We start from the raw sequence: 4,592 nt of genomic DNA, 5'->3' as shown, positions 1-4,592 counted from the left end.
AGATAGACGGCACGAGCGTAAAACTTGTTATAGGTTTTCAGATTCTTTTTGTTTTTGTTCATGTAAATTTTGTAATTCAGCATGTTTCTTTTTCCTTTCGTTTTAAATTGTTTTTTTTACTGTTTGAGACTTGCTGAAAGCATCATATATGTGCACCTATAATGTTCCTCCTTTCATTAAGCCCAGTCACCTGATTTTCAAATGACAATGCAAAAGTACTGCAAGTTTTTAAGGCTTGCAATGAAATACTTGTTGGCATGTTAGCCAAAGTTATGTTGTCCTATGTTTTGCGTTATTACTTGTTGCTCTCCTCACACGATTTTCGTTATATCCATTGTTCTTTCCTCACACATTTAAACGGCCGTTTCATAACAAGTAATAGTTCAAATACAAATAAAGTTACACTGAAATATTTAGGAAAAGACTTGCAACAATAAAAAATATGGAGTACTTTTGCATCACTAGAACCTGCCAAGCCTCTTTACAATGCTTAAATTGGCGGGTCGTTTTATTTTTATACCATGAGATATTTCCATAAACAGCTTCTGTTCCTGCAAGTCTCTCTGTATTGATTTGATTCTAACATAATGAACTCATTAGAAACTAAAAATAACATATTTAAAAAAATAGGAAGATGAAACTTTACACACATGAAGAAATGCTCAACAAGACCATTGGAGAGCATGGCACTACTGAACGTGCAAATTATGATGTACATATGGATGCTTTTCTTATGAATGAAAACATTAAAAAAGTTCGTGAATCAAAGAAGATTCAACGATAAAGTAAACAACCACCTTGATTATTCAGAAATGCAATAATTTGTGCAGTTTGCAGGATTTCTCAATATATAACTATGAAAACATAAATAAGCAGCATATACACAAGTCTACTCTTCCCCTTCTTGTATCGTTATCAAAATCTTTATTAGGAAACTATAAAAAAAAAATGACTACCAAAAAGGCAGTCATTTGATAATTTCTTTTATAGTACAGTATCACGGTTATAGCATATGCCACGTGAACTTTCAATAATATACTGTAATAAACCAAATTTAATGGCAATATTTATTGCTCACTTAAACTTTCTTTAATTTCTTTACCTAAAGGTGTCATAGCCAATGTAGGTATTACTACAGTATCAACTCCAGATAAAGCTGTTAAAGTAGATATATATGCTCTCACGTAAGGGAACATAATAGCCGGAGCATTTGCGCAAAACAAGCTATCAAGAGTTTCTTTCGAGATTTCTTTATTAAAATTAAATGTTCCTTTAACTACTACATTAGCATCAATACTATTATCATTACTAGATATTGATACATCAAGTGTGAGTATAAAATTATCTGTTTCAGCCTTTCCTTTCGCATTGATACCAATGCTATATTCGGTATTTTCAGATTGTTCTCCAGATATATTTAATTCTGAATGAGTTATCTTATAACCTTTAAATCTAAATTTTGATATATTTTGTTCCATTTTAATATTTTATGAGGCTAATAAGTATTCATCTTCATAGAACTCAGAAAAGCCAACATTGTCCCATTTCTGTTTTGTCCGTTTAGGCTTGTTTTTAAAGTCATCACAAAATGTGAATCCATCATATTCTATATTTGACATATCATTGCACTCATCTGGCTCAGATATAAGAATATCTTCTCCTGGGAATAAGTCACAAAATTCTTTTATGACAGAATATTCCCAATCCATATAAGCATCGTTGCCTCGCCTTATAGTTTCTGGAGATACTTCTACTATATGAAAGTTTGTAACTTTATCATATGCGTATCTTATCTTTATATAGGAATTAAGAGGTAATAATTGTAATTCCTTAATCTTTTCTATTATATATTTTTGGGGTGTCATTTTGCTATGGTGGTATTTAAAATGTTGTTAACTGTTTCAGCCCAATTCCGTGCGCTTGTTGTTTCAAATGTTTTTATAATTTCTACAGAATAATCCGCTTTTCTACGCATTTTCTTGAGCTTACCCATATAATTATGATAATCTAGATATTTCAAATGACCATATTCTTCTAATAAATTAGACGTTTTTTCTATAACATTATAATGTGAGTCACGTCCACTCTCTTCATCTTGATTGCTATAACTAAATCCAGATTTATTTAATGCATATTTTGAAAGCTGGAAACATGAATAATAATAGCAATGAATAGATGCTGCGAGCATATCGTTATGTACTAACAAATTTGCTGCATCAAAATTTTCAGATGACTTCTTATTCATGATATCTTATAGAATCTGTATTTTTATCTTTGGCGCAAAGATAAAAATTTTATCTGAGAAATGCTAGCAGAAATCATATTTTTGCTAATAATTTTATATTTAGAAAGGATTAAACCACCTATTTAACACAATTTTAATGAATTATTAAGTATTAAAATACAGATTTTAGCTAAAAAATTTGGCCCCGATTGCATTGAATAACTATGGATTTCATCAGAATTTTACCCATGCGTATTATAGTATTCTATTTTTAGAGTGATAATAAATAAAGAGAGAATATCATAAGTTCAAAGATTGTTCCTTACATATACACGAAGCCCTTATAAACAAAATTCTCTGCGGGATAATGCAGCCTTGCTGCATTCCTCTCTGCGTCATCTGCGTTATCTGCGGGAGAATATTCACGCAAGCGTACTCAAACAATCCGCACAGATGAAACCCCAATGTCTCCCGCAGATCTCGCTGATTTACGCAGACAAAACCCAAAACAACATTAACTACAAACTGTCTTTCTCTGCGATATAATGCAGCTTGCTGCATTCGTCTGCGTCATCTGCGCCATCTGCGAGAGAATAACACGCAAGAGTACTCAATCAATCTGCAAACAAGAAACCCAAGAAGTCTCTCGCAGATCCCGCAGATAATCGCAGACAAACCACAAAACAACAAAACCTCAAACTACAACAACCACATTAACATCCTCGCGCGCACGCACATAGGGTTTTTCAAAAATACCAGTGTCGTAGTGTCTATACGCTGACTATCAGAATGTTGCATCCCCAATCTTCATTATTCAAGTGTCACCACTGTGTCATTTGTCGCAACGTCATATCGGCGGGACTTTCCTCTTGTCAGCTTGAACTTGTTGCGTGTCACAATATGGCCCACACGCATGATGTTACTGTTGTTGATGCTGATGTTATGATACTTCTTCTTCATTCTCTGCACAATCTCCGTTGCCGTAAGTCGCAACGCCTTTTCATCCTTAGACGGACGATGAAACATCTCGAAGAAGATGTCGTCCATGCAGTCTATCTGTAGGAAGTCGGCATTATCAATCTGAATCTTATGCTCCGTCTCGTTGTCGAAATAGGTCCTCGCTCCCGATTTTACCTCCGCTACTGCCTGAGCATACATCTGTTCATAGTTCACCGCCGTGCTTGTGTCTATGCGCTCCTTCACCCTGATGCACATGTATCGTCGTGAACCGGTGTAGTCAATCAACGGCTGTGGATTATTGGTCGTGGCGATGAAGGCTGCATATCGCTTGTGTTGCTGCGTGATACTCTCATAGAGATTGCGATATTTCACGTCAACCGCTTGCAACATGTACTTCAAAAACGCTGTCTGACGTTTTGAAATACTGTCATATTCATCTATGTTTATCAGTATGAAACGGCTCAACGCCTTCATTGCGTCCTCTTTCTTCGTGAAGTCCACTCTATCTGTGAAGTAAATCTGCTGCTCTTCGGGAATGATCATTCTGCAAAACGTTGACTTTCCGTCGCCCTGTTCACCCACAAGCAGCGGAACAAGCGAATTACCGTGCATGGAGTTTGACCTCATCCACTGGCTCACCATACCGATAAACCACAGGTGAAAGTTCTTCACCCAGTCCTGATTATCTGTTTTCACTCTTTCTGCAAACTTATCAATACGGTCCTCGCCGTCCCATTTCGGCAGATACGATATCCAATCGGCTATCGGGTCGTATTCTTCTGTGAACGAAGATTCGATAAATCGCTTTACATCTTTGTCCCACGCATCTATTCCTTCGGCCTTTGCATTAATTGTTATCGTGTTGAGCACCTCTTTTGTGACCGATTTCCACGAGAACAGAAAACTGTCACGCTCCCTATATTCGCAGTCGTTTGTGATTTCGTTCTTTCTAAAAGCATACCTCACATTCAAAAACGTGCGCAGCCTTTCAATATCTATCGTCATCTTCGGTACGGCGCATTCCGATTTCGGCGCACTCGTGTCATAAACATTGCGGAAGCAGTTGCGCACGATATACTCAAAGTTGCAATACGGAGCATGGCGCATGAGTCGCTTGATGCAGAACTCCTCTTCAAGTCCGTTTCGCTGACATTCCTTAGCCACTTCCGTCACGGTCTCGTCCATATCCATGGCTACGGCATTGTTGATGATATTGAGGAATATCGTCTGAAACTTCGCCATTGCCATGTGCTGCTTTTCATAGAAAGGAATCACGCCAGTTTCCCTGCCTGCATTGTAACTCGTTCGGCTCATCTGATAGCGGATCTCCCTTTTCACCCGTTTCTCCACGCCTTCATGTGGCTGGGGAATAATCATCGGTATGGGAGTGGCATTGAGAAACACGTGC

5 protein-coding genes are annotated in these 4,592 nt (G+C 37.3%); 1 reads left to right on the top strand and 4 read right to left on the bottom strand.

What is annotated here, in order from left to right; translation table 11 throughout:
• Positions 1-634 precede the first annotated feature (634 nt).
• Positions 635-784, top strand: a complete 150-nt coding sequence (locus B045_RS15370) for a hypothetical protein (protein ID WP_018464559.1) — start codon at positions 635-637, stop codon at positions 782-784.
• A gap of 283 nt (positions 785-1,067) precedes the next feature.
• On the opposite strand, the gene B045_RS0112275 is transcribed toward B045_RS15370, so the two are convergent.
• The 4 genes from B045_RS0112275 to B045_RS0112255 all read right to left on the bottom strand — a co-directional run.
• Entirely contained in the window at positions 1,068-1,478 is a 411-nt protein-coding gene (locus B045_RS0112275; protein WP_018464558.1) for a protein-export chaperone SecB, read from the bottom strand.
• Positions 1,479-1,487: 9 nt separating this feature from the next.
• A complete protein-coding gene (locus B045_RS0112270; protein ID WP_018464557.1) occupies positions 1,488-1,865 on the bottom strand; it encodes a hypothetical protein in 378 nt (125 codons plus the stop codon).
• The gene (locus tag B045_RS0112265; protein ID WP_018464556.1) at positions 1,862-2,245 is read right to left on the bottom strand and encodes a hypothetical protein; all 384 of its coding nucleotides are present in this window, start codon (positions 2,243-2,245) and stop codon (positions 1,862-1,864) included. Before B045_RS0112265 ends, B045_RS0112270 begins: the two co-directional genes overlap by 4 nt.
• Before the next feature lie 789 nt (positions 2,246-3,034).
• The coding region (locus tag B045_RS0112255; protein ID WP_081618639.1) for a VapE domain-containing protein at positions 3,035-4,592 on the bottom strand (1,558 nt) is incomplete at its 5' end.

Origin of the sequence: Segatella paludivivens DSM 17968 = JCM 13650 (assembly GCF_000373185.1) — a bacterium.
In the GTDB taxonomy this organism is placed as follows: domain Bacteria; phylum Bacteroidota; class Bacteroidia; order Bacteroidales; family Bacteroidaceae; genus Prevotella; species Prevotella paludivivens.
This window is presented reverse-complemented; position numbering and strand designations above follow the sequence as displayed.